General features: G+C 64.6%; 23 protein-coding genes. 13 read left to right on the top strand and 10 right to left on the bottom strand.

Annotated features, from left to right (window positions below):
- Positions 1-690, bottom strand: coding sequence for a rhomboid family intramembrane serine protease (locus E4S58_RS13705; RefSeq protein ID WP_136637001.1), 690 nt, complete (start codon positions 688-690; stop codon positions 1-3).
- Between the two features lie 92 nt (positions 691-782).
- Between E4S58_RS13705 and trpS the strand changes: the two genes are divergently transcribed.
- From trpS to E4S58_RS13685, 4 genes are all read left to right on the top strand, one after another.
- The gene (trpS, locus tag E4S58_RS13700; protein WP_136637000.1) at positions 783-1,835 is read left to right on the top strand and encodes a tryptophan--tRNA ligase; all 1,053 of its coding nucleotides are present in this window, start codon (positions 783-785) and stop codon (positions 1,833-1,835) included.
- Between the two features lie 357 nt (positions 1,836-2,192).
- Positions 2,193-3,515, top strand: coding sequence for a DEAD/DEAH box helicase (locus tag E4S58_RS13695; RefSeq protein WP_136636999.1), 1,323 nt, complete (start codon positions 2,193-2,195; stop codon positions 3,513-3,515).
- Between the two features lie 133 nt (positions 3,516-3,648).
- Positions 3,649-4,131: a VOC family protein gene (locus tag E4S58_RS13690; RefSeq protein WP_136636998.1), complete on the top strand. Its 483-nt coding sequence runs from the start codon at positions 3,649-3,651 to the stop codon at positions 4,129-4,131.
- Positions 4,132-4,346: 215 nt separating this feature from the next.
- Complete coding sequence (locus tag E4S58_RS13685; RefSeq protein WP_136636997.1) at positions 4,347-5,216, top strand: branched-chain amino acid aminotransferase; 870 nt, start codon at positions 4,347-4,349, stop codon at positions 5,214-5,216.
- 94 nt (positions 5,217-5,310) lie between these two features.
- Here the strand turns inward: E4S58_RS13685 and E4S58_RS13680 are convergent, their stop codons facing one another.
- Positions 5,311-6,027: a GNAT family N-acetyltransferase gene (locus E4S58_RS13680; protein ID WP_136636996.1), complete on the bottom strand. Its 717-nt coding sequence runs from the start codon at positions 6,025-6,027 to the stop codon at positions 5,311-5,313.
- Between the two features lie 138 nt (positions 6,028-6,165).
- Between E4S58_RS13680 and E4S58_RS13675 the strand changes: the two genes are divergently transcribed.
- Entirely contained in the window at positions 6,166-6,642 is a 477-nt protein-coding gene (locus E4S58_RS13675; RefSeq protein WP_136636995.1) for a hemerythrin domain-containing protein, read from the top strand.
- A gap of 51 nt (positions 6,643-6,693) precedes the next feature.
- Here the strand turns inward: E4S58_RS13675 and E4S58_RS13670 are convergent, their stop codons facing one another.
- On the bottom strand, positions 6,694-7,272 hold the full coding sequence (locus tag E4S58_RS13670; RefSeq protein ID WP_205965393.1) for a hypothetical protein: 579 nt from the start codon (positions 7,270-7,272) through the stop codon (positions 6,694-6,696).
- Positions 7,273-7,446: 174 nt separating this feature from the next.
- Here E4S58_RS13670 and E4S58_RS13665 point away from each other — a divergent pair, with 174 nt between their 5' ends.
- From E4S58_RS13665 to E4S58_RS13655, 3 genes are all read left to right on the top strand, one after another.
- Entirely contained in the window at positions 7,447-7,992 is a 546-nt protein-coding gene (locus tag E4S58_RS13665) for a CHAP domain-containing protein (RefSeq protein ID WP_136636994.1), read from the top strand.
- Positions 7,993-8,256: 264 nt separating this feature from the next.
- Entirely contained in the window at positions 8,257-9,228 is a 972-nt protein-coding gene (locus E4S58_RS13660; protein WP_136636993.1) for a DNA cytosine methyltransferase, read from the top strand.
- Positions 9,228-10,070: an NgoMIV family type II restriction endonuclease gene (locus E4S58_RS13655; RefSeq protein WP_136636992.1), complete on the top strand. Its 843-nt coding sequence runs from the start codon at positions 9,228-9,230 to the stop codon at positions 10,068-10,070. The genes E4S58_RS13660 and E4S58_RS13655 overlap by 1 nt, the downstream gene beginning before the upstream one ends.
- A gap of 117 nt (positions 10,071-10,187) precedes the next feature.
- Here the strand turns inward: E4S58_RS13655 and aspS are convergent, their stop codons facing one another.
- The 6 genes from aspS to E4S58_RS13625 all read right to left on the bottom strand — a co-directional run bounded on the left by aspS (position 10,188) and on the right by E4S58_RS13625 (position 16,938).
- Entirely contained in the window at positions 10,188-11,963 is a 1,776-nt protein-coding gene (gene aspS / locus E4S58_RS13650; protein WP_136636991.1) for an aspartate--tRNA ligase, read from the bottom strand.
- A 127-nt stretch (positions 11,964-12,090) separates the two neighbouring features.
- Positions 12,091-13,230, bottom strand: coding sequence for an alpha-D-ribose 1-methylphosphonate 5-triphosphate diphosphatase (locus E4S58_RS13645; protein ID WP_136636990.1), 1,140 nt, complete (start codon positions 13,228-13,230; stop codon positions 12,091-12,093).
- 46 nt (positions 13,231-13,276) lie between these two features.
- Positions 13,277-13,759, bottom strand: coding sequence for a GNAT family N-acetyltransferase (locus E4S58_RS13640; protein WP_136636989.1), 483 nt, complete (start codon positions 13,757-13,759; stop codon positions 13,277-13,279).
- Between the two features lie 180 nt (positions 13,760-13,939).
- On the bottom strand, positions 13,940-15,586 hold the full coding sequence (groL, locus tag E4S58_RS13635; protein WP_136636988.1) for a chaperonin GroEL: 1,647 nt from the start codon (positions 15,584-15,586) through the stop codon (positions 13,940-13,942).
- A 64-nt stretch (positions 15,587-15,650) separates the two neighbouring features.
- Positions 15,651-15,938 carry a co-chaperone GroES gene (groES, locus tag E4S58_RS13630; RefSeq protein ID WP_136636987.1) on the bottom strand — a complete coding sequence of 96 codons (288 nt, stop codon included), beginning with the start codon at positions 15,936-15,938 and terminating at the stop codon, positions 15,651-15,653.
- Positions 15,939-16,248: 310 nt separating this feature from the next.
- Positions 16,249-16,938 carry a DUF2161 domain-containing phosphodiesterase gene (locus E4S58_RS13625; protein ID WP_136636986.1) on the bottom strand — a complete coding sequence of 230 codons (690 nt, stop codon included), beginning with the start codon at positions 16,936-16,938 and terminating at the stop codon, positions 16,249-16,251.
- Between the two features lie 81 nt (positions 16,939-17,019).
- Between E4S58_RS13625 and E4S58_RS13620 the strand changes: the two genes are divergently transcribed.
- Entirely contained in the window at positions 17,020-17,715 is a 696-nt protein-coding gene (locus E4S58_RS13620) for a ZIP family metal transporter (RefSeq protein WP_136636985.1), read from the top strand.
- Here the strand turns inward: E4S58_RS13620 and E4S58_RS13615 are convergent.
- Complete coding sequence (locus E4S58_RS13615) at positions 17,653-18,138, bottom strand: winged helix-turn-helix transcriptional regulator (protein WP_136636984.1); 486 nt, start codon at positions 18,136-18,138, stop codon at positions 17,653-17,655. The two genes, E4S58_RS13620 and E4S58_RS13615, sit on opposite strands and share 63 nt — an antisense overlap.
- A 301-nt stretch (positions 18,139-18,439) precedes the next feature.
- On the opposite strand from E4S58_RS13615, the gene E4S58_RS13610 reads away from it, so the two are divergent.
- From E4S58_RS13610 to E4S58_RS13595, 4 genes are all read left to right on the top strand, one after another.
- The gene (locus E4S58_RS13610) at positions 18,440-19,360 is read left to right on the top strand and encodes a manganese-dependent inorganic pyrophosphatase (protein WP_136636983.1); all 921 of its coding nucleotides are present in this window, start codon (positions 18,440-18,442) and stop codon (positions 19,358-19,360) included.
- Between the two features lie 108 nt (positions 19,361-19,468).
- Positions 19,469-19,936 carry a VOC family protein gene (locus tag E4S58_RS13605; RefSeq protein WP_240789561.1) on the top strand — a complete coding sequence of 156 codons (468 nt, stop codon included), beginning with the start codon at positions 19,469-19,471 and terminating at the stop codon, positions 19,934-19,936.
- A gap of 214 nt (positions 19,937-20,150) precedes the next feature.
- Positions 20,151-21,026: a TIGR01459 family HAD-type hydrolase gene (locus E4S58_RS13600; RefSeq protein WP_136636981.1), complete on the top strand. Its 876-nt coding sequence runs from the start codon at positions 20,151-20,153 to the stop codon at positions 21,024-21,026.
- Positions 21,027-21,127: 101 nt separating this feature from the next.
- On the top strand, positions 21,128-21,571 hold the full coding sequence (locus E4S58_RS13595; RefSeq protein ID WP_136636980.1) for a MaoC family dehydratase: 444 nt from the start codon (positions 21,128-21,130) through the stop codon (positions 21,569-21,571).
- The last annotated feature ends 99 nt before the right edge of the window (positions 21,572-21,670 follow it).

The following is a 21,670-nucleotide window of genomic DNA, read 5'->3' as shown; positions in this document are numbered from 1 at the left end:
TCAGTCGCGTTTGCGCAGCTTCTCCATCAGCGCGGCAAAGCCGCCGGGCGCCAGAACTGGTGCAAAGAACAACCCCGTGACGAAGCCGCCCAGGTCCCCCGGCCAGTCCTGCGCGAACCCGAAGATCAGGCCGAAGACCACCTGGATACCCGCCAGCACGGCGATCAGGCGAAAGGCCATCATCTGTGGCGCGCCCATCACGCCCAGCCGCACCCAGAGCAGGTAGGTAAACGCCCCGATCAGCCCGTAAACCGGCGGAAAGGCCCCGTACATCCAGGCATCCGGCTGCGCCAGCGCCCACATCGCGACCGCGCCGCCGATGGTGCACAGCACGAACAGGATGAAGACCGACAGCGGTGCCATGACCTCTCCCACGTATTTGCCAAGCGCCAGAAGCATCACGCCCGCAAAGGCCGCCTGGGTGAAGGACCCGTGGACGAAGGGGTAGGAGACAAAGCGCAGCAGGAACTCGGGCCGCCATTGCCCGGTCTCGACCATGTAGGCCGGGAACTGACCCTGAAAGCCGTAGTCCATGATGGCGCCGGTGCGCCAGCCGACCCCGGCAGGCCCGCCCATCAGGCCACGTGTACCCAGCTGGAACACCACCTCGATGCCGCACATCACGACGAAGATCGCCAGCACCAGCGGCGGGATCGGATTGATCGGGCTTTCGCCCCGGGGATCGGACATGGGGACCTCTTGGCAAACCGGGTCCGCCTTGACGCGAACCGGGGGCATGGGTAAGCCAGCGCGGCACGGAAATCCAGCCAAAGGACGCCGCCATGACCGAAGCCACCCAGGGTCAAACCGAAGGCAAGACCTTCCAGCCCCGCGTCTTCTCGGGCATCCAGCCGTCGGGCGGGCTGACCCTTGGCAATTACCTGGGCGCGATCCGGCGGTTCGTCGACATGCAGAACGCAGAAGACCTCACCGGGGTCGAAAAGATCTACTGCATGGTCGACCAGCATGCGATCACCGTCTGGCAGAACCCCGAAGACCTGCGCCGCAACACCCGCGAACTGGCCGCGGGCTATATCGCTGCGGGCCTCGATCCGTCAAAATCCATCCTGTTCAACCAAAGCCAGGTTGCGGAACACGCGCAACTGGCCTGGATCTTCAACTGCGTCGCCCGCATGGGCTGGATGCAGCGGATGACCCAGTGGAAGGACAAGGCGGGCAAGAACCAGCAGAACGCCTCGCTCGGGCTGTTCGCCTACCCCTCGCTGATGGCGGCGGACATCCTGGTCTACCACGCCACCCACGTCCCCGTGGGTGAGGACCAGAAGCAGCACATCGAACTGACCCGCGACATCGCGATCAAGTTCAACAACGACTTCGGCGTCGATTTCTTCCCCATCACCGAACCGGTGATCGAAGGCGCGGCAACCCGCGTGATGTCCCTGCGCGACGGATCCAAGAAGATGTCGAAATCCGACCCCTCGGACATGGCGCGCATCAACATGACCGACGACGCCGACGCGATCGCCCAGAAGATCCGCAAGGCCCGCACCGACCCCGACGCCCTGCCCTCCGAGGTCGAGGGGCTGGAAGGCCGCGCCGAGGCGCGCAACCTCGTCAACATCTACGCCGCCCTCAACGATCAGACCGTGGCCGAGGTGCTAAGGGACGTCGGCGGCAAGCAGTTCTCGGACTTCAAACCGATGCTGTCGGACCTCGCCGTCGCCAAGCTCTCGCCCATCTCGACCGAGATGGCCCGCCTGATGGAAACCCCGGACGAGATCGACGCCATCCTCCGCAAGGGCGCCGACCGCGCCCGCGCCATGGCCGCACCGATCCTGCAGCAGGCGTATGATATCGTTGGCATGATCCGCTAAAATACGGGGGCGCCTGGCCCACAACCGCGCCCTCGACTTCATCTTGCCAAAAATACTCCCGCCGGAGGCCCCGATATGCCACAGGCATATGGCCTCCGCGCACATCCCCATTGACTTCCGCGCCGCAAACCCCCATCTGCGCCTCAGTAGTCGCCGGTTCCCTTACCGGTGCGGAGCATTCCTCCGTTCCTGCGATACGCTTTTCCCGCGCACGGCAACGCCGTCTCGCGAAGGGGCTCTCGCGATTACGACCTGACGGGCAATGCCGCCTGTCCCAGGTTCGTCGCGATGACCCGAACTCTGCCTTGGGTGGCAGAACACCATAGGCCTGTTAGGACAGGCCCCGAAAGGATTTACATGAACTTCGAAAAGCTGGGCCTGCGCCCTGCCCTGCTCGACCGTCTGGCCGAGCAGAACCTGACCGATCCGACCCCGATCCAGACCCGCGCCATTCCCGAAGCCCTGCAGGGCCGTGATGTGCTGGGCCTGGCCCAGACCGGCACCGGCAAGACGCTCGCCTTCGGCCTGCCGATCGCCGACAAGCTGCTGGGCCAGAACATCAAGTGCGAACCCAAGACCACGCGCGCGCTGATCCTGGCGCCGACGCGGGAACTGGCCAAGCAGATCACCGACAACCTTCAGTTGATCCTGAAGAACGCCCACCTGCGCGTCGGCCTGGTGGTCGGTGGCGCCTCGATCAATGCACAGCAGCAGCGCCTGCTGCGCGGCGCGCATATCCTCGTCGCGACGCCTGGCCGCCTGATCGACCTGCTGGACCGCAATGCCATCACGCTGGCCAAGACCGACTACCTGGTGCTGGACGAAGCCGACCAGATGCTGGACCTTGGCTTCATCCACGCCCTGCGCAAGATCGCCAAGATGCTGCCCGCACAGCGTCAGACGCTGCTCTTTTCGGCCACCATGCCGAAATTGATGGATGAAATCGCGGCATCCTTCCTGACCGATCCGGTCCGGATCGAAGTCACCCCTCCGGGCAAGACCGCCGACAAGGTCGACCAGTCCGTCGTCTTCGTGAACCCCAACGACAAGCCCGCCGCGCTGATCGACCTGCTGGATGGGCACCGCGACGAACTGGCGCTGGTCTTCACCCGCACCAAGCACGGCGCCGACAAGCTGGCCAAGAAGATCGACCAGGCCGGGTTCGCCGTCAGCGCGATCCACGGCAACAAGAGCCAGGGCCAGCGCAACCGTGCGTTGACCGAGTTCAAGGAGGGCAAGGTCCGCGTGCTGGTCGCGACCGATGTCGCCGCGCGCGGCATCGACATCCCGGACGTGCGCCATGTCTACAACTTCGAACTGCCGAACGTGGCCGACAACTACGTGCACCGCATCGGGCGCACCGCGCGGGCGGGCAAGGACGGGCGCGCCGTCAGCCTCTGTGCCCCCGAGGAGATGGGCGAACTGCATGACATCGAAAAGGTGATCGGCCAGCAGATCGTAACCGCGGGCGGCACCCGCCCCGAAGGCCGTGGCCCCGCCAAGCCGAAATCCGGCGGTCGGGGTCGGGGCGGTCGCGGACGTGGCCAGGGCCAGGGTCAAGGCCAGCGTCAGGGCCAGCCCAAGGCGCAGGCCAAACCGCAGGGCAATGGCGCGGCCAAGCCCAAGTCGGGCAACCGCAACCGCCGCCGCCGGTCCGGCGGGCAGCGCAGCGCGGCCTGATACTAACCCACGCATCGGGGCCCGCCTGACACAAGGCGGGCCCTTTGCATTTGCGCACCATACCCCTGCGCGCACCGATCTTTTCCCCGACCTGCGCACAGCTTATTCTCCTTTCCAACGATAGGAGACACCCATGACACCTGTTCATCCCCAGGCCCGTATCGGCCATGTCCATCTCAAGGTGGCCGACCTCGACCGTGCCATCGCCTTCTATTCCGGCGTGCTCGGCTTTGAATTGACGCAGAAATACGGAACGCAGGCCGCCTTTCTGGCGGCGGGCGGATATCACCATCACATCGGGCTCAACACCTGGGAAAGCAAGAACGGCACGCCGCCGCCTCCGGGGCACACCGGGCTTTATCACACGGCCTTCCTCTACCCCGATCGCGGCAGCCTTGGCGACGCGCTGCGCCGCGTGGTCGAAGCGGGGATCGCGCTGGATGGCGCCGCCGACCATGGCGTGTCCGAGGCGATCTACCTGCGCGATCCCGACGGCAACGGGGTCGAACTGTACCGCGACCGCCCCGAGTCCGACTGGCCTCGCGATGCAAACGGCACGCTTCAGATGGTGAACAGTCCGCTTGACCTGCAGGCCCTTCTGGACGACGCGGCTTAGCGTCACCAAAGTGTCGAAGTCTCGTCACAGAACGGATTCAATCTTTGATTAACCATTGTGGCGTGGCGCATTGCTGCACCTTTCCCCGAACCGGTCGCAAGACCGACCCTGATTTCAGAACGCATCCCCGGCCTCGTGCCGGGGTATTGCGTTCGTGCCCTTCCCCTTCCGATCCCGCGCTGCCATAAGTTCGGGCAATCAGAAGGAAGACGACCATGGCAACCGGAACCAACCTGCGCACCTATTTTCAAGGCCAATGGCACGACGGTGACCTGCCGATCATGCGCGCGGGCGACCACGGCAGCTGGCTGGGCACCACCGTCTTTGACGGCGCCCGCATGGTCGACGGGCTGATCCCCGACCTCGACGCCCATTGCGCCCGCGTCAATCGATCAGCCGAGGCGCTGATGATCACGCCAACGGTCGACACCGACAGCATGATCGACATCGTGCGCGCAGGGCTGGCGCTTTATCCCAAGGGCACGCCGATCTACATCCGCCCGATGTACTGGGCGCTGGACGGCGGCGCGCTTGGCGTCGACCCCAAGGAGGGCGCGACCGGTTTCGCCATCTGCCTCGAGGAAATCCCGATGGCCCCGCCCGAGGCCTCGACCACCCTTGGCTACACCAGCTTCCACCGGCCCGTGATGTCCGACAACATCGTCAACGCCAAGGCCGGCTGCCTATACCCCAACAACGCCCGCATGATCCTTGAGGTGCGCAAGCGCGGGTTCGGCAATGCGCTGGTGGCGGATGCCATCGGCAACGTCGCCGAAAGCGCCACCGCCAACGTCTTTATGGCGAAGGACGGAGAGCTGTTCACCCCCGTCGCCAACGGCACCTTCCTGGCCGGCATCACCCGCGCGCGCCACATCGCCAACTTCCGCGCCGATGGCGTCACCGTGAACGAAACGGTGCTGAGCTTTGCCGATTTCCACGACGCGGACGAGGTCTTTTTGACCGGCAACATGTCCAAGGTCACGCCAGTGACGGCGATCGAGGACCGGCAGTACCAGCCGGGCGCCCTCACCCGCCGCGCGCGCGAGATGTACTGGGATTGGGCGGCGACCGACGCCCGGCTCTGACGGGCCTTTTGGCCCTCTGCCAGCCTCGGTACGCCATCACACCGGGTCGCGTAGGGTGCGTGCTGGCACGCACCGCCCGCCACGCCGACCCCGCTCAGACCGACGGATCCGAGGACACCCGCACCAGCCGCGTCAGATCCGCCAGGCTTTCCCTCTGCTGACCGTCGGCGCCGAAATTCGCGGGCGAAAGCCAGACATCGAACGCCTCTTTCAGGGCGGGCCAGTCCTGGTCGATCACCGCGAACCAGGCGGTGTCGCGATTGCGCCCCTTGTAGACCGTCGCCTGACGGAAGATCCCCTCGTACGAGAACCCGTACCGCTGCGCCGCCCGACGTGACGGCGCGTTCAGCGCGTCGCACTTCCATTCGTACCGCCGATATCCCGCGTCAAAGGCCCAGGACATCATCAGGTACATGGCTTCTGTCGCCGCCGGGGTCTTCTGCAACGCGGGCGACATCATGATGAAGCCCACCTCGATCGATCCCGACGCAGGCGTGATCCGCAGGAAAGAGGCAAAGCCCACAACCCGTCCGCTGCCCGCCAACCGGATGGCCAGGTAATGCGGATCCCGCGACCCTTCGCAGGACTGCACGAACCGATGGAACTGCGCCACACTGTTGAACGGGCCGACCGGCATGTAATCCCACAGCCAGTCCTCTCCCTCGATCTCCTTGAACAGAAGCGCCGCGTGATCTTCGGCGCGCAGCGGTTCAAGCCGCACGTGCCGCCCATCGATCACCAGATCCGAAGGGGGTGCGGGCGGCTCTTGCCAGTCGGGAAGGGCAAACCCCTTTGGGCGCGGGTCAGTCATGGAAAACGTCCTGAAATCAAGTGGTCACCGCGACACTAGGCAGGCCGCCGGAAAATGCCAAGCCGGCCCGTGACGTTGCTGCGGAACCACCGCGCCCGCCCCCGCGTTGCCCCTTCGCATCAGCCATCGGAGGATCCCATGCCGTCCATCTACGACGCCATCAAGAAAGACCACGACCGCCACCGCGAACTGCTCGACATCATCGTCGAGACCGAAGGCGCCAGCGACGACCGCAAAAGCGCTTGGGACGAGCTCTACCGGGACATCAAAAGCCACTCCGCAGCCGAAGAGGAAACCTTCTATTCCAAGCTGTTGACGCAGACTTGGGGTCAGGACGCCGCCCGCCATTCCGTTCATGAACATGCCGAAATGGACGAGATCCTCGAAGAGCTGCGCGAGATGGACATGTCATCCTCGGGCTGGCTCACGCGCTTCAAGACGCTCAAGCATGATTACGAACATCACATGGAGGAAGAGGAGAACGAGGTCTTCGGCCGCGCCAAGGAAGTCATCGACGATGGCGAACTCGACGGCTACGGCGACCGTTTCCTCAAGCGGAAAAAAGAGGAAATGGGCCTGATCGAGGAAAAGCGCGAAGACGCGCTGGAAGACTGACCCTCTGACCTGATTGCCGGGCGCGCCGGATCGAACCGGCCGCCCCTACGCCTATCGCCGCCGGGCAAAGACATCTGCCCGGCGTTCCCACCTGTAGCGTGGGTCCTCGCGCACCGGCGTCCAGTATAGAACCCCGCCCTGCCGCCATCCGTCCAGCACCAACCCGTCCTCCATCGGCGCCCCCGTTGCCGAGATGACGACCGTGCTGTGATCCAGCAGCAGGCTGGACCCGTTGGCGATCGCCCGATGCAACGCCAATGATCGGAACCCCTCTTCCGCCAGGCGAGACTCCAGGTCTTCGGCCCAATGCCAGCACAGCCCGCGCGGCCGCCTGCCAAGGTTGACCTTGGTATTGTGGATCAGCGGCGGGTCCGTGACCCCGTATCTTTCCCGCAACTCAAGCGGATAGCGCACCGCGATTTCGGCCGCGCGCGCGGCCTCCTGCGCATCGACCGTCGGCGAGAGGGACCGGATCGCCTGGGTCAGCACCCAGATTTCCGATCGCTCCGGCACCGGATCGGTCACTGTCGTGCATCCCGCCAGCCATAGTCCCGAAACCGCCCCCGTTGCCAGAAACCGCCTGCGGGACAGCGCGGTCTGCGGACCGTCGGTTTTGCCATTCAGTGTCATGCCGCCAGTCTCGTCGTTATTTCCTGAATCGCAACTATCACCAGATTGAATGGAACCGGCAAAATCCCGCCAACGCAGGAACTTAGGCTTGTTTTCCGGCCCGAAACGAAAAATAAACCTTAAAACTTCGCACAAAAGTGAAGAAAAATCGGGACAATTGAGGGTCAGAACAGCGTGAAACACGCAACAAAGTCCACGCGCGGCGCGCTCCTGCTTGCCGCATCGCTTCTTCTGGGTGCCGGCTGCGCCCATGTCACGCCGGAACAGGCCGCCAACAAGGCGACGCTGGATCTTGAGCTTCGCACCCTGGCCATCCACGAGGCACAGGCCAAACGCGCCTTGGGCCATCGTGTCTGGTGCGTCCCCTTCGCCCGGACCGCCAGCGGAGTCGACATCCGCGGCAACGCCAACACCTGGTGGTCCCAGGCCGAAGGCATCTACGGCCGCACCAAGCAACCGCATGTCGGTGCCGTCATGGCCTTCGCCGCGACCCGCGGCATGCCCATGGGCCACGTGGCCGTCGTATCCCGCGTGATCTCCGACCGTGAAATCACCATCGACCATGCGAATTGGGAGAGGAACCAGGTCTCCCTCGGGATGACGGTGATCGACGTCTCCGACCGCAATGACTGGAGCCGTGTTCGCGTGGAATCGAACCCCGGCCAGCTGGGAAAGATCTATCCGATCAACGGGTTCATTCTTCCTAGCACCGAAGTCTGAATTATTCGTCAAGGTAACCGGAGGGCGGGCTATCCCGCCCTTTTTCGTGCGCGCGGTGCGTTAGCGATTTGGCAATCAATTGTTCCCATATTGTTCCCATGCCCGAGTCGCCGCGTCGGGTCAGAAAACGGATGACTCCGCCCTGAAAGGAACGCTATATATGGGATATGAGCAGCACATTCGCCCCAGATTTGTCGGCCCGCCCCGGTGACCGTCCTGTGACCAGCCGTTTTCGGGGGTAAGTCGCGCATGGATGGAACGGGCATGATCGACCAACAGCTGACCTCACTCGAGGTCTGTGCCGGCGCCGGTGGTCAGGCGCTTGGGCTGGAAGCCGCGGGCTTCCGTCACATCGCCCTGTCGGAGATCGACCTGCACGCCCGGAACACGCTGCGCCTGAACCGCCCGGAATGGAACGTCCTTGAAGGTGCCGATGCCGACATCAAGACCTTCGACGGCCGCCCCTACGCCGGGCGCGTCGACCTTCTGGCCGGCGGCCTGCCCTGTCCGCCGTTTTCCGTCGCGGGCAAGCAACTGGGCGCGGATGACGAACGCAACCTCTTCCCGGATTTCCTCCGCCTTGTCGAAGAAATCCGACCCCGCGCCATCCTGATCGAAAACGTGCGTGGCTTTCTGGATGCGAGTTTCGCGGATTTCCGCGACACCTTCCGGCGCGACCTGGCCAAACTGGGGTTCACGCTCGACTACCGCCTGCTGAACGCCAGCGATTTCGGCGTCCCCCAGTTGCGCCCGCGCGTTGCGATCATCGGGCTGCCCAAGGACACCGAAACCAGCTTTGACTGGCCGGACGCGTCTGACCTGCCCGCGCGTAGCGTCGGCGATACGCTCTACCCGCTCATGGCCGCCGAGGGCTGGACCGGCGCCAAGGCCTGGGCCCGCAACGCCCAAGGCATCGCGCCGACCCTCGTCGGCGGATCCAAGAAACACGGCGGCCCGGATCTGGGGCCGACCCGCGCCAGGAAAGCCTGGGAAGCGCTTGGCGTGAATGGGAAATCCCTGGCCGATGCCCCGCCGGACAAAGACTTTGTAGGCCTGCCGCGCCTCACAGTTCCAATGGCTGCCGCGATTCAGGGTTTCCCGCCCGATTGGGTCTTCTCGGGCCGCAAGACACCCGCCTATCGCCAGGTCGGAAACGCCTTCCCGCCGCCCGTCGCCGAAGCCATCGGCCGTGCGTTGGCCAAGGTGCTCAGCCGGACCGCAGCGGTCGCCGCCTGATGACCTCAGGCCTGTCCCGGCTGCGGGCCGAGTTTCACGGAACGCTTCGGGCCGGGACGCTGACACTGAACGCATCGGGCGTGCCTAGCAACGCCGACACTGCCAGCCAATCCAGCAAAAGCTACGCGCGCAGCATCCTCGACAGCCTCGGTGAAGCGCAATCCATGACCAAACTGCCCGGTCAGACCATGGGCGCGAACTTCGAAACCGCCTGCGCCGAGTTTCTCAGGCAGTGCTTCGCGGCGCTTGCCCATCTGCGCCCCCTGCCCCTTCAGGTCCGCAAGGGCGGCGGGATTACCGAATTCGATCAATACGACCACCTCGACGATCTTGAGGCGATCGCGCGGACAAACCGGGAAATTGCCACTGCGCTCGGATCTGACTACCTGATCAAGCCCGACGTGGTCGTCATCCGCGATGCGCTCAGCGACGCGGTGATCAACGCGCATGGCACCTTTGTCGATGACACCGTGGCGCTATATTCTCCGACCCGTGCGGACGCATGGGCGCGGCAATCTCTGCATGCCTCCGTCAGCTGCAAGTGGACGCTACGCAGCGACCGCGCCCAGAACGCGCGCTCGGAAGGGCTGAACCTCGTACGGAACCGCAAGGGGTCGCTGCCCCACGTGGTGGTCGTGACCGGCGAACCGCTGCCCAGCCGCATCGCGTCCCTTGCGCTTGGCACCGGCGATATCGACTGTGTCTACCACTTCGCGCTGCCCGAACTCGTCGCGGCGGTGCAGGCACATGGCAGCGCCACACATCAGGATCAGCTGTCGATGATGATCGAAGGCAAGCGCTTGCGCGACATCGCGGACCTTCCGCTCGACCTGATCGTCTAGGCCACGGCACCAGGCTTCTTCTGGTCAAAAATACCTTCGGGGGAATTGGCCCGGAACGGGCCAAGGGGGGCGGACAGCCCCCGGGCGCGCAAAACCCCGCGCGCCCGGTCGGCGTCATCACTCCTGCGGGATCACCCGCAGCGACAATTCCATCAGCTGGTCCGACGTCGGTTCGGACGGCGCGCCCATCATCAGGTCTTCGGCCCGCTGGTTCATCGGGAAAAGGATGACCTCGCGGATGTTCTGCTGGTCGGCCAGCAGCATCACCACCCGGTCGATGCCGACCGCGCAGCCGCCGTGCGGCGGAGCGCCGTACTGGAAGGCGTTGACCATGCCGCCAAACCGCTTGCGCACCTCGTCCTCGCCATAGCCGGCCAGCTCGAACGCCTTGATCATGATGTCCAGCTTGTGGTTCCGGATCGCGCCGGAAATCAGCTCGTAGCCGTTGCAGGCCAGGTCGTACTGATAGCCCAGCACGTCCAGCGGGTTGCCATCCAGCGCCTCGCGACCGCCCTGCGGCATCGAGAAGGGGTTGTGGCTGAAATCGACGGCGCCGGTTTCCTCGTCCGCCTCGTACATCGGGAAATCGACGATCCAGGCAAAGGCGAAACGGTCCTTGTCGGTCAGGCCCAGTTCCTCGCCGATGACGGTCCGCGCGCGGCCCGCGACGCCTTCGAAGGCCGAGGGCTTGCCGCCAAGGAAGAACGCCGCATCGCCGACGCCAAGGCCCAGCTGCTGGCGGATCGCCTCGGTGCGCTCGGGGCCGATGTTCTTGGCCAGCGGACCGGCTGCTTCCATGCCGTCGCCCTGATCACGCCAGAAGATATAGCCCATGCCGGGCAGACCTTCCTTCTGGGCAAAGGCGTTCATCCGGTCGCAGAACTTGCGCGAGCCGCCGGTCGGGGCCGGGATCGCGCGAATCTCGGTCCCCTCCTGCTCAAGCAGCTTGGCGAAGATCGCAAAGCCCGAGCCCGCGAAATGTTCGGACACGACCTGCATCTCGATCGGGTTGCGCAGGTCGGGCTTGTCGGTGCCGTATTTCAGCGCGGCATCGGCATAGGTGATCTGCGGCCAGTCGGTGTCGACCTTGCGGCCGCCGCCGAACTCTTCGAAGACGCCCCGGATCACCGGCTGGATCGTGTCGAAGACGTCCTGCTGGGTGACAAACGACATCTCGAGGTCGAGCTGGTAGAAATCCGTGGGCGAGCGATCGGCGCGCGGATCTTCGTCGCGGAAACAGGGCGCGATCTGGAAATACTTGTCAAAGCCCGACACCATCAGCAGCTGCTTGAACTGCTGCGGTGCCTGCGGCAGCGCGTAGAACTTGCCCGGGTGCAGGCGCGACGGCACGAGGAAATCGCGGGCCCCTTCGGGCGAGGACGCGGTGATGATCGGCGTCTGGTATTCGCGGAACTTCTGGTCCCACATCCGCTGCCGCATCGAGGCAATCACATCGGACCGCAGGGTCATGTTCTTCTGCATCTGCTCGCGGCGCAGGTCGAGGTAGCGATAGCGCAAGCGCGTTTCCTCGGGGTATTCCTGATCGCCGAAGACCATCAGCGGCAGTTCCTTCGCGGCGCCCAGCACCTCGATGTCACGCACGAACACCTCGATCTCGCCGGTCGGCAGCTTGGGGTTCACCAGCTCGGGGTCGCGGGCCTTCACGTTGCCGTCGATGCGGATACACCATTCGGACCGCACCTTTTCGACCTCGGCAAAGACCGGGCTGTCAGGGTCGCACAGGACCTGCGTGGTGCCATAGTGGTCGCGCAGGTCGATAAAGAGGATACCACCGTGATCGCGCACCCGATGGACCCATCCCGAAAGACGGACGGTCTCTCCGACGTTGGAGGCGGTCAGATCGGCGCAGGTATGGCTGCGGAAAGGGTGCATGGGGCGGTTTCCTCTTGGTCGCGATCCGGGTTGGCCCGGCTTGGGTCGATACACATGCTGCTGGCCCGGAAGTCAAGCAGGACGGGGGGAAACGGTCAGTCCCGGCGGGCATTCCGGGGCGGTCGTGTCAGGCCTGCAAAAGCGCCGCGGCCCCGGCGGCATCGGTATGGGCGATCCGTCCGCCCACGATCGTCAGGCCGGGTCGGCCGGTTGCCGGATTGATCGCCACCAGATCGGCGCGCAGCCCCGGGGCCAGTGCCCCCCGGTCGGTCAGCCCCAGCATCCCCGCCGGACCTGTGGACACGAGCCCCCAGGCCGCCGCCAGCCCCATGTCGGGCGCCAGTTTCTGCGCCGCGAAGACCAGCGAGGGATAGTGGTAGTCCGACGCGAGCGCGGTGCACAGGCCCGCGCGCACGACCTCGGTCGCGGCGACATTGCCGGAATGCGACGCCCCGCGCATGACGTTGGGCGCCCCCATGACCACGGGCGCGCCCTGCGCGAGGGCCTCTTGCGCGGCGTCGAGCGTTTCGGGAAATTCGCTGATCATCAGCCCCTGCGTCTGCGCGGCCCGGCGCGCCACAGCGTCGCGATCATCATGCGATCCGGTCAGCACACCTTTGGCGCGCAGACGCGCGGCAAGCGCGGCCACGGCATCGGGCACCTCGCCCCGCCGGGCATGAAGCGACTGCATCAGCGCAAGGTGCTTTTCTGGATTCCGGCCGGATTTCAACGCCTGCCCGGTCAGTCGCGGAGGGCGCTTGCCCTTGGCCAGCGCGTCATGCGGCAGGTGGTCATTGAAGACGACATACCCGATCCCGTGGTCCGCGATGACCTCTTCGATCTCGGCGAAGTCGTCCATCATGTGCACCTCGATCCGCAGCTGCACGCGAATGTCGGTCGTCAGCCGGGGACGCACCTCGGCCAGCCCCGCCAGCATCGCCTTTGCGAAGTCTGGGCCGCGCATGCCGCCCTCCCAGCTCCAGAACTGCGCAAGCATGGCGGTGGTGATGCCATTGGCGGCCAGTTCGGCGTCCAGCGCAAGAAACCCCGAGGTCATGTCGCGCAGCGCCCCGCGCCGCGCAGCAAGGTGGCGTTCAAACCCGTCGCCGTGCGCATCCACGATTCCCGGCAGCAGGTGCCAGCCCGGCAGATCGACCGCCCGCCCGTAGCGCGTATCCGTCAGCCGCCCCTGAGACACGCCAAGGGCCGCGCCGCTTTGGCCGTCCGGGGTCAGCGCCAGCGCGCCGGTGATGTGAAAGTCAGGCATCTCCATGCGCCGCTTTTGGCGCGGGACGCGGGCAGAGGCAAGGTGGTCAGAACTCTGAGAACGCCGGAGGATAGACCACGCGATCCGACCGTCCCGCCGTCTTGGCGGCGATCGGGTACAGCATGAAATGCGGCCCAGCGAAGGGACTTTGCAGGTGTTCGGCCGCTTTCAGCGTAAACCCGAACCGGGTGTAATAGTCGGGATCGCCCAGCACCGTGATGGCGCGCGCGCCCGCTTGCCGCGCCTGATCAAGACCCATGCGGATCAGGTCCGACCCGATGCCGCGCCGCTGCCGCGACGGCGCGACGGCCACCGGCGACAACGACAACCAGCCCTCTGGCTCTTGCAGCCGCACGAAGGCGACATAGCCGAAGATCCGCCCGTCCTCTTCCGCCAGAAGTTCAAGCGCCATGTCGCCATCCGCCCGCAGCCGGGACACCAGTTGCGCTTCCAGCGGGCCGTCGAAGGCCGTGGTCAGAAGGGCCGAGACCGCGGTTTCGTCACCGGGTTGCATTGGGCGGAGGGTCATCGAAATATTTCCATTCAAACAGGTCCCAAAGGTAACGCGGGCCACGCAAAGGTCACGGGGGTTTCGCGCAATGGGGCCGATCCGCCGCGGCCCCTGCCCGACAAACAGGCGCCCCGAACGCAAGAAGGGCGCCCAAAGGCGCCCTTCCCGTGTGTCTGGCTGTGGGGCCAGAGCGGATGATTACATCATGCCGCCCATGCCGCCCATGCCGCCCATGTCGGGCATGCCGCCACCGGCGCCTTCTTTGGCCGGCTTGTCAGCAACCATGGCTTCGGTGGTGATCAGCAGACCGGCGATGGACGCTGCATCTTCCAGCGCGGTGCGGGTCACCTTGGCCGGGTCGATCACACCGAAGGCGAACATGTCGCCGTATTCGTCGGTCTGAGCGTTGTAGCCGAACTTGACGTCGGTCGATTCGCGAACCTTGCCGGCCACGACAGAACCGTCGACGCCTGCGTTCTGCGCGATCTGGCGCAGCGGTGCTTCCAGGGCACGGCGCACGATGGCGATACCGGCGTTCTGGTCCGAGTTCGCACCGGTCACGCCTTCCAGCGCCTTGCCGGCCTGAACCAGGGCAACACCACCACCGACGATGACACCTTCCTGAACGGCCGCGCGGGTCGCGTTCAGTGCATCGTCGACGCGGTCCTTGCGCTCTTTCACTTCGACTTCGGTCATGCCGCCGACGCGGATGACAGCCACACCGCCTGCAAGCTTCGCAACGCGTTCCTGCAGCTTTTCACGGTCGTAGTCCGAGGTGGTTTCCGCGATCTGGGTGTTGATCTGGGCAACACGTGCCTCGATCTCGGCCTTGTCACCATGGCCGTCCACAACGGTGGTTTCGTCCTTGGTGATCGACACGTTCTTCGCGGTGCCGAGCATGTCCATGGTGACGTTCTCGAGCTTCATGCCCAGGTCTTCCGAGATCACCTGGCCGCCGGTCAGGATCGCGATGTCCTGCAGCATGGCCTTGCGGCGGTCGCCGAAGCCCGGTGCCTTGACGGCTGCGATCTTCAGGCCGCCGCGCAGCTTGTTGACCACGAGGGTCGCCAGGGCTTCGCCTTCGACGTCTTCCGCGATGATCAGAAGCGGCTTCTGGGACTGGATCACCTGCTCGAGCAGCGGAACCAGCGGCTGCAGCGAAGAAAGCTTCTTCTCATGCAGCAGGATCATCGCGTCTTCGAGTTCGACAGTCATCTTGTCGGGGTTGGTCACGAAGTAGGGGGACAGGTAGCCACGGTCGAACTGCATGCCTTCGACGACATCCACTTCGGTTTCCATGCCCTTGTTTTCTTCGACGGTGATGACGCCTTCGTTGCCGACTTTCTGCATCGCGTCTGCGATCATGCGGCCGATGTTGGCTTCACCGTTTGCGGAAATGGTGCCGACCTGTGCGACTTCGTCGCTGTCGGTCACGTCGCGGGCCGCTGCCTTGATGGCTTCGACGACCTTGGTCGTTGCCAGGTCGATGCCGCGCTTGAGGTCCATCGGGTTCATGCCCGCTGCGACCGACTTCATGCCTTCTTTGACGATGGCCTGGGCCAGCACGGTTGCGGTCGTGGTGCCGTCACCGGCTTCGTCGTTGGTGCGGGAAGCGACTTCCTTCACCATCTGGGCGCCCATGTTCTCGAACTTGTCTTCCAGTTCGATCTCTTTGGCGACGGACACACCGTCCTTCGTGATGCGCGGGGCGCCGAAGGATTTGTCCAGAACAACGTTACGGCCTTTCGGGCCGAGGGTCACCTTCACCGCATCGGCGAGGATGTTGACGCCCTTGAGCATTTTATTGCGGGCATCGGTGTCGAATTTGACGTCCTTTGCAGACATATTCGTCTCTCCTGACTAAGTCGTTGGTTGAGAAAGCGTCAGGCGGGGGTCACCCCGCCATCCTTCAGGCGATCACGCCGAGGATGTCGCTTTCTTTCATGATCAGCAGTTCCTGGCCGTCCAGCGTGATCTCAGTACCGGACCACTTGCCGAACAGGACCTTGTCGCCGGCCTTCACGGCCATCTCGATCAGTTCGCCGCTGTCCTTGCGTGCGCCTTCGCCCACGGCAACAACTTCGCCTTCCGCCGGCTTTTCCTTGGCGCTGTCGGGGATGATCAGCCCGCCTGCGGTTTTCTCTTCGCTCTCGGTACGCTTGACCACAACGCGGTCGTGAAGCGGTTTGAATGCCATCTCTGAGGCTCCTTGGCTCAAAGTTTCTCCCTGCCCCCTCGCCCTCGATCACGAGCGACTCGGAGGCGTTATCACTCACCGGTTGCGAGTGCTAACGGCGCACAGTTAGGCATCGGTTGGAAAGCTGTCAAGCATCGGGGGCCGTGAAATTCGCAGCGCTGGCGATATGCTGCGCGAAGGTTCCGGCGGCCCCGGCTGGTGCGACCCCGATCTATTCACCCAAGGTCGTCGTGAACACCGCGACGCGACGCTTCCGTTGCGTCACCCGGCAAGACGATGGTCGCGCAAGGCGGGCGAAGCATCGCCTGGCTCAGGTCTCATCCGGCGGCGCGGGTATTGGCAGGTCACCGAAGGCAGACCGCTCCTCCGCGCCCTTCGGGGTCAGCGCATAGACGCCGCGATCGACCCGTTCAAACCACCCGTAATGATCGTCGCGCATCAGCGTGGTCGCATTGGGCACCTCGGCGGCCCGGGCCACATCAGCCCCCCGCGACGGCCCAACCCGGGACAGCACGGCGGCACAGCGCAGCGCATCCTGCCGATAGGCCGTCACCAGTTTGACCCCGACCGACCCGCCTTCGTTCGGATCACCGACCCGCCGCTGGAATTCCCGAAGCAATCGCCCCCGGCGCGGCTTGGACTGGCGCGGGACGTATGGCCCGGGATCGCAATGTACCTGCACATGGCCGTCGCGCAGCCGCACCGTGATCAACCCCAGCCCCAGCCGTCGACACAGCGCGAGATGCCCGGCCAGCGCCTTGCGTCCCTTGACTGTCGGCACCGCGAGATAGACCCAGTCGGTCAGCCCCTGCCGCGCCACCCCCTGCTGCACCAGCGTCAGGTTCATGCCGGTCTTCAGCTCGACGATCACCGGGTCGGGATCATCGGGCCGCATCGCCATGACATCCGCCCCCGCGACTTCGGACTTCACCTCATAGCCCTGCCCTTCCAGGAAGGCCTTGATCGGCGGGTAAAGATCGGTTTCACGCGGTTTGACCATGCCGCATTAGTCGGCGATCAAGCGGATGGGAACAAGTCCCCGCGCCGGGCCTTTATCCTGCATGCCCTGCCGGAGCCGCAAATGACCCTGATCCTCGTTGTCGCCATCGTATCCGCCGCCCTGATCGTCGGCGCCGCCTGGGGGCTGTTCGGCCGCCTGCCTGACCGCACCGAAGGCTTTCTGGTCGCCATGGCCGGGGGCGCGTTGATCGTGTCGGTGATGACGGAACTGATCGAACCGGCCTCGGACCACCTGCCGCTCTGGGGGCTTGCCATGGCGGTCGCGGGCGGGGCGGTGCTGTTCACGGGTGCCGATGCGCTTCTTGAGCGACATACGGAAGGATCCGAAGGCAGCGGGTTGATGCTGGCCATCACCTTCGACGGCGTGCCGGAAAACCTTGCGCTTGGGGTGGCGCTGATCGGCGCGGGCGCGCCCGAGGTCGCCGCACTGGCCGGGTCGATCCTGCTGTCCAACCTGCCCGAAGCCGCGGGCGGCGCGAAGCGGATGCGCGAAGGCGGCATGGACCGGCGGCGGGTGTTCTGGATGTGGGGCGCGACCGCCGCGCTGCTGGCGGCCTCGGCGGTGATCGGCAACCTGGCCTTGCGCGAGGTCGGCGAGGAAACGCTGGCCGCCATCCGGGCCTTTGCCGCCGGGGCCGTCACGGCGTCGCTGGCGACCGAGGTCTTTCCGCAGGCCTACCGCGAAGACCACAAGTCAACCGGGATCGCCGTCACCCTCGGCCTGCTGATTGCCTTCGGCCTGACCCGCCTCGGATAGATCCGCCGCGCGCTTGGCCAGATCGGCCTGCACCGCCCGGGCCATGGCCGCCGGATCGTCGCGCAGCGCCTCGATGAACCTGTCGGGCACTTCGGTCCGCGCGTCCCAGGTCTGTGCCCAGTCGATCATCGCCAGCACCACCGGCACCAGCCCCCGGCCCTTTTCGGTCAGCTGATAGATTACCCGCACGGCCTTTTCCGGATCCCGGTTGCGGGTGACGATTCCCTCGGCCTCCAGCCGCTGCAACCGGTCGGTCAGGATGTTGGTCGAGATCCCCTCGGACGCCGCCACAAAATCGCCAAAATGCCGTGATCCCCTGAAGATCAGGTCGCGCAGGATCACCAGTGCCCAAGCGTCGCCAACCACGGTCGCGGCGTATCGGACCGGACATCCGCTCCAGTTTTCCGAGGTCAGACGGGGCATGGTGAGGCGCCTTTTTACACAACTCTCGTTCTGCAAGTTATTTAGCAGATATTTACTTGTGTTTCACAACTTAAATATTCTCCTTATGCTACAATGACCAAGCAGGCATTCTGCTATCAACCTAGGCGAGTCTTGCGGGTCGCCGCTGCAATTAAAGCGAGTCACTGGGCCATTCACTTGCATATTACAATCAATACCCGCAAACCCCGCGTCGCCGCACCGCAGCAACAGGCAGGTGACACGGGCGGGCACCACTTCTATAAGGGCGCCGAATTAGCGACCTGACACAGGACTTCGAAACATGACGATCAAGGTCTTCGGCCACAAATCACCCGACACCGATTCCACCGGCTCTCCGATCATCTGGGCCTGGTATCTTTCCGAAGTGCGCGGCACCCCCGCCACCCCCGCCCTGCTGGGCGAGCCGAACACCGAAGCGGCCTTCGTCATCGACAAGTGGGGCTTCGACAAGCCCGAGATCATCGCGGGCGTCGATGCGGGTGCCCAGGTTGTCATCGTCGACACCAACAACCCCGCCGAACTGCCCGAAGGCATCAATGACGCGGACATCATCCAGATCATTGACCACCACAAGCTGACCGGCGGGCTGGAGACGAAGGCACCGATCGACATCACGATCAAGCCGCTCGCCTGTACCGCGACCATCATGTACAACCTGATGGGCGACAACGCCGCGAAGATGCCCGACAACATCAAGGGCGCGATGCTGTCGTGCATCCTGTCTGACACCCTGGAATTCCGGTCGCCCACCACCACCGATCAGGACAAGGATCTGGCGATCAAGCTGGCGAAAGAGCTCAACATCGACATCGCCGCCTACGCCTCTGAAATGTTCGAAGCAAAATCCGACGTGTCGGCATTTTCCGACGCCGACCTGATCCGCATGGACAGCAAGGAATACGAAGTCGGCGGCACCAAGTTCCGCGTCTCGGTCCTGGAAACCACCGCGCCCAAGATCGTGCTGGACCGCAAGGACAGCCTGATGGAAAGCTTCAAGACCGTCGCCGCCGAAGACGGCGTGGACGAGGTTCTGCTGTTCGTCGTCGACATCCTGAACGAAGAAGCAACGCTTTTCGTGCCGAACGACCTGATCAAGGGCGTGGCCGAGAAAAGCTTTGGCGCATCGGTCGAGGGCGACACGGTCGTCCTGCCCGGCATCATGTCCCGGAAAAAGCAGATCATTCCGAACCTCAAGGTCTGATCGACGCGGCCATCGCGGCAAGGGGCGCCCCGGCGCCCCTTTTTTCATGCCCAAATCCCGGTACGATCGCGCTGCAGCACCCGAGTCGGAGGAGACGCCGTGCCCAGCATGACCCCCACCCTGTGGTTCGATATGAACGCCGAAGAGGCCATCACCTTCTGGGCCTCGGTCGTGCCCGACACCCGTATCGACAATGTGGTCCGCGCCCCCTCGGACACGCCATCGAACAAGGAATGCGACGCCATGGTGGTCAGCTTCACCCTGAACGGACAGGCCTGGACCGGCATCAATGGCGGCCCGCAATTTCCCTTCAACGAACAGATCTCGTTCGCGCTGGCCTGCGAAGACCAGGCCGAGGTCGACGCCATCTGGGACAATCTGACCGAGGGCGGAACCGAAAGCATGTGCGGCTGGTGCAAGGACCGCTACGGGTTCTCGTGGCAGGTGGTGCCCAAACGGCTTTACGACCTGCTGGCCGACCCCGACCCGGACCGCGCGCGGCGGGCGTCAGAGTTCATGCTGACCCAGCACGGCAAGCTGAACATCGCCGCGATCGAGGCCGCCGCGGACGGCTGATCGCGCGCAAAGTCCACCTGAGGCGGATTCGGGTGAATTGTCAGGATTCTGGAATCTCAACCTGCGCCTCGCCCCGCAAGTGATTCAAAAGACTCTCAAAACGGAAAGGCGCAGCGGGACCCCGCAGCGCCGGATCCGCGTTGTCCCCAAGAACGGCTGGCCTTCCGCCCGCCCCCGCCCTAGCTTGCAGCCAAATCAAACTTCGGGACCGACCATGACCCAGATCATCACCGCCCTCGCCGAAATCTCCGACCGCTACGACGCGCTGTTCGTCGACCTCTGGGGCTGCGTCCACAACGGCGTGACCGCCTTTCCGGCGGCCTGCGAGGCGCTGATTGCCTACCGTCAGCGCGGCGGCACGGTGGTGCTGGTCACCAATTCCCCCCGCCCGCGCGGATCGGTCGAGACGCAACTTGACGGCTTCGGCGTCCCCCGCGACGCCTGGGACACCATCGCGACCTCGGGCGACAGCGCCCGCGCGGCGGCCTATGAAGGTGCGGTCGGCGAAAAGGTCTTCTTCATCGGTCAGCCGGACGAGGAAAACGTTTTCCTCCATCCGCTCAAGATCCAGGACAATCCGGTCCACATCACCACCGTCCCGCTGGACGAGGCCGAGGGCATCATCTGCACCGGCCCCTTCGATCCGCTGGCCGACCCCGACACCCTGCGCCCCCAGCTGCTGCACGCCAAGACGCGCGGGTTGAAGCTGCTGTGCGCCAACCCCGACATCGTGGTCGATCGGGGCGACCGGCGCGAATGGTGCGCCGGGGCGGTCGCGCAGCTTTATACCGAGATGGGCGGCGAGAGCCTGTACTTCGGCAAGCCGCATCCGCCGATCTATGACCTGGCGCGCCGCCGCCTGGCCGCGACCGGCAAATCCGTCGGTAACGAAGGGATCCTGGCCATTGGTGATGGAATCGGCACCGACATCCGCGGGGCCATGGGTGAAGATATCGACAGCCTCTTCATCACCGGTGGTCTGGCGGCCGAAGAAACCGCCACCACCGAACAGCCCGACGCCGACAAGCTAACCAGCTACCTTGAAAAGGAAAAATCATCTCCGACCTATGCGATCGGTTTTCTGCGGTAGCGAATTCGCCCTTGATTTTCTGCGCGCGCGAAGTAATAAAGTTGCCAAATGCGCCAACGCGCGATCAGAAAATTACCCGACCGGACTGAAGGGTGGAGAGAATGTTGGACAACTTGCCGCGCGGTACGATCTGTATCGAAGACATCGAAATGGGCATGACGCGCCACCTGCGCAAAGTCGTGACCGACGAGGATATCGAGATGTTCGCCCAGGTCTCGACCGACCGGAACCCGGTGCACCTGGATGATGCCTACGCGCAGGACACGATCTTCGAAGGGCGCATCGCCCACGGCATGCTGACGGCCGGCCTGATCTCGGCGGTGATCGGTGAACAGCTGCCCGGGCATGGCACGGTCTACATGGGCCAGACGCTCAAGTTCCTGGCGCCCGTGCGTCCCGGCGACATGGTCCTGGCCGAGGTCGAGGTGATCGACATCGACCACGCCAAGCGTCGGGTCAAGCTGGACTGCCGCTGCATGGTCGACGGCAAGAAGGTCCTGATGGGCGAAGCCACCGTGCTGGCACCGTCCCGCAAGTTCGACTGACACAAGGCGAATTCCGCAATCCCGGCCCGCCGCACTGGCGGGCCGTTTGCCATTGCGCACCTCTTGCACCTCCTCCCGCCCGGGGCTACCCCTGCGATC

The organism is Pseudooceanicola onchidii, from assembly GCF_004959925.1.
Lineage (GTDB): Bacteria > Pseudomonadota > Alphaproteobacteria > Rhodobacterales > Rhodobacteraceae > Pseudooceanicola > Pseudooceanicola onchidii.
This window is presented reverse-complemented; position numbering and strand designations above follow the sequence as displayed.

Excerpts from the sequence above, each read along its gene's own strand:
- E4S58_RS13645 (WP_136636990.1), bottom strand. The coding sequence starts at position 13,230 with ATGCCTGACTTTCACATCACCGGCGCGCTGGCGCTGACCCCGGACGGC.
- aspS (WP_136636991.1), bottom strand. The coding sequence starts at position 11,963 with ATGCACCCTTTCCGCAGCCATACCTGCGCCGATCTGACCGCCTCCAAC.
- trpS (WP_136637000.1), top strand. The coding sequence starts at position 783 with ATGACCGAAGCCACCCAGGGTCAAACCGAAGGCAAGACCTTCCAGCCC.
- E4S58_RS13670 (WP_205965393.1), bottom strand. The coding sequence starts at position 7,272 with ATGACACTGAATGGCAAAACCGACGGTCCGCAGACCGCGCTGTCCCGC.
- E4S58_RS13655 (WP_136636992.1), top strand. The coding sequence starts at position 9,228 with ATGACCTCAGGCCTGTCCCGGCTGCGGGCCGAGTTTCACGGAACGCTT.
- E4S58_RS13660 (WP_136636993.1), top strand. The coding sequence starts at position 8,257 with ATGATCGACCAACAGCTGACCTCACTCGAGGTCTGTGCCGGCGCCGGT.
- E4S58_RS13615 (WP_136636984.1), bottom strand. The coding sequence starts at position 18,138 with ATGCCCCGTCTGACCTCGGAAAACTGGAGCGGATGTCCGGTCCGATAC.
- E4S58_RS13705 (WP_136637001.1), bottom strand. The coding sequence starts at position 690 with ATGTCCGATCCCCGGGGCGAAAGCCCGATCAATCCGATCCCGCCGCTG.
- groES (WP_136636987.1), bottom strand. The coding sequence starts at position 15,938 with ATGGCATTCAAACCGCTTCACGACCGCGTTGTGGTCAAGCGTACCGAG.
- E4S58_RS13640 (WP_136636989.1), bottom strand. The coding sequence starts at position 13,759 with ATGACCCTCCGCCCAATGCAACCCGGTGACGAAACCGCGGTCTCGGCC.
- groL (WP_136636988.1), bottom strand. The coding sequence starts at position 15,586 with ATGTCTGCAAAGGACGTCAAATTCGACACCGATGCCCGCAATAAAATG.
- E4S58_RS13605 (WP_240789561.1), top strand. The coding sequence starts at position 19,469 with ATGACCCCCACCCTGTGGTTCGATATGAACGCCGAAGAGGCCATCACC.
- E4S58_RS13675 (WP_136636995.1), top strand. The coding sequence starts at position 6,166 with ATGCCGTCCATCTACGACGCCATCAAGAAAGACCACGACCGCCACCGC.
- E4S58_RS13620 (WP_136636985.1), top strand. The coding sequence starts at position 17,020 with ATGACCCTGATCCTCGTTGTCGCCATCGTATCCGCCGCCCTGATCGTC.
- E4S58_RS13600 (WP_136636981.1), top strand. The coding sequence starts at position 20,151 with ATGACCCAGATCATCACCGCCCTCGCCGAAATCTCCGACCGCTACGAC.
- E4S58_RS13685 (WP_136636997.1), top strand. The coding sequence starts at position 4,347 with ATGGCAACCGGAACCAACCTGCGCACCTATTTTCAAGGCCAATGGCAC.
- E4S58_RS13690 (WP_136636998.1), top strand. The coding sequence starts at position 3,649 with ATGACACCTGTTCATCCCCAGGCCCGTATCGGCCATGTCCATCTCAAG.
- E4S58_RS13610 (WP_136636983.1), top strand. The coding sequence starts at position 18,440 with ATGACGATCAAGGTCTTCGGCCACAAATCACCCGACACCGATTCCACC.
- E4S58_RS13680 (WP_136636996.1), bottom strand. The coding sequence starts at position 6,027 with ATGACTGACCCGCGCCCAAAGGGGTTTGCCCTTCCCGACTGGCAAGAG.
- E4S58_RS13625 (WP_136636986.1), bottom strand. The coding sequence starts at position 16,938 with ATGGTCAAACCGCGTGAAACCGATCTTTACCCGCCGATCAAGGCCTTC.
- E4S58_RS13595 (WP_136636980.1), top strand. The coding sequence starts at position 21,128 with ATGTTGGACAACTTGCCGCGCGGTACGATCTGTATCGAAGACATCGAA.
- E4S58_RS13695 (WP_136636999.1), top strand. The coding sequence starts at position 2,193 with ATGAACTTCGAAAAGCTGGGCCTGCGCCCTGCCCTGCTCGACCGTCTG.